The 1,851-nt window shown below is 56.2% G+C and carries 1 protein-coding gene; it reads left to right on the top strand.

Translation table 11 applies throughout. From position 1 onward, the window contains the following. Window positions 1-100: 100 nt before the first annotated feature. Window positions 101-1,851, top strand: a 1,751-nt coding sequence (locus DMG62_24900) for a hypothetical protein (GenBank protein ID PYY19146.1), incomplete at its 3' end; no start/stop codon positions are given.

Genomic DNA, 1,851 nt, shown 5'->3' with positions numbered 1-1,851 from the left:
GCGCGGGGAGTGGACGTGGCGGCGCGGCGCCCACGACAGCGTCATAGACCTCACGTTTGCAACGGACGGCCTGCAACACAGCGTCACTAGATGCGGGCCAATGGACGGATGGGCAATAGCGCTTGACCACATCCCAATCGACATAAGGCTAAGTAGGGCATGCCACCCGCGCCCTCCAAGCAGGCGGTACGCAATTAGGAAGCTGGACAGGGCGGGCCTGGAGGAACGAATCAAATTGAGTGGTTGGGAAACAGACCAGGATCCACTAAGCAAGATTAAAATAGTTGTTAAGGAGGCGCTTGACCAATGTTGCCCGAGGGCTAAACCACATGAGAAGGCAAACCACCGATGGTCGCCCAGAGCAGCTGAGCTCCTAGTAGGCGCCAGGAGAGCTAGGCGAGCGTACCTCTCCACCCTACAGGCGCACCACTACCAGGCCATGAGGTCGTTTCAGAACCTTCTGAAAAAAGAGCTCCGCAGGGGAGGCAGATCAGCATGGCGGCGCTTCATCCAGGAGATCACGACGAGCAAACAGCTTCCCCACAACAAGGGTCTCTGGAGAATGTCCAGATGGAGCAAGCAGACACCAGGCACGAGCGCAGCCCTCCTGCCGCCCCTACGGCGTAACGACCAGGAGCAAGTGACACTTAGCAACGAAGGGAGAGCCCAAATTCTCGCGGAAAAATTCTTCCCACGCGCCAGCCTAGCGGACCTAAGTGACATCGCAAGTGGCCAGCAGGCTGCAAACACGCTAGATGTGCCCGCAGAGGTTACACCCAAACAGCTAGAAGAGGTGATCCGCAAGCTTCCCAACGGTCGAGCCCCAGGCCCGGATGGCATCCCAAACGAGATCCTAAAGGTCATCGCTCCAATTGTCTCCAAGGACCTCGCGCACGCGATATCCAAGCAGCTGGAAAGCGGCATGATACCAAACTCGTATAAAGAATCTACTACGGTCGTGCTCCGTAAGGAGAGAAAGAAGGATTATTCGCTCCCAAGCAGCTATCACCCTGTTGCCCTTGAGGATACGCTAGCAAAGGTAATGGAGAAAATCGTCGCTACACGGATTGCGGAAACAGCAGAGGAGCACGCCTTATTATCGTGGAACCAGATGGGAGCGAGGAAGAAGCGATCAACCACGTCGGCAATTGACTTGCTTACGGCATGCGTTGAGACGGCGTGGGGTAGCCGTAACGGCTGCGTGGTGTCAATGCTAAGCTTGGACATAAGTGGGGCTTTCGACCATGTCTCAAAAGAGAGACTCCTCTGGATACTACGACGGAAGGGCTTGCCGGAGTGGATCATAAACTACGTAGGTAGCTTTATGCATGGCAGGCGCACACGGATAGCGTTCGACGGCGACGAGAGTGACTGGTTCCAAACGGACGCTGGGATACCGCAGGGCTCACCCCTGTCACCCATCCTCTTCCTATTCTTCATCTCCGAGCTGCTCGAGGGTATGCAAAACGCAAAGGATGGTGCCTTTGGATTTGGCTTTGTGGATGACACAAACCTGATTACGTGGGGAAGCTCCGCCCAGGAGAACTGCAGGCGGCTAGAAGGGGTCCACGATAAGTGCATTGCTTGGGCTAAACGGCACGGGGCAAAGTTCGCTCCGGATAAATATCAGCTCATCCACTTCACCAAGCGCAAGCGAGATCCAAGCGGCGACCTGGCAAGCACGGTCCGGTTTGATGGCCAGGAGGTGAAACCGGAGACCAAGCTACGCGTGCTGGGGGTGTGGGTCGACCCAAAGATGAGCTGGAAAGAGCAAGTAAAACAGGCCGCTTGCAAAGGCAATGCTGCTTTCGAAGCCCTGTCACGAATAACAGCCTCCACGTGGGGGCCATG

It is taken from the genome of Acidobacteriota bacterium, from assembly GCA_003225175.1.
Classification (GTDB): domain Bacteria; phylum Acidobacteriota; class Terriglobia; order Terriglobales; family Acidobacteriaceae; genus Gp1-AA112.
This window is presented reverse-complemented; position numbering and strand designations above follow the sequence as displayed.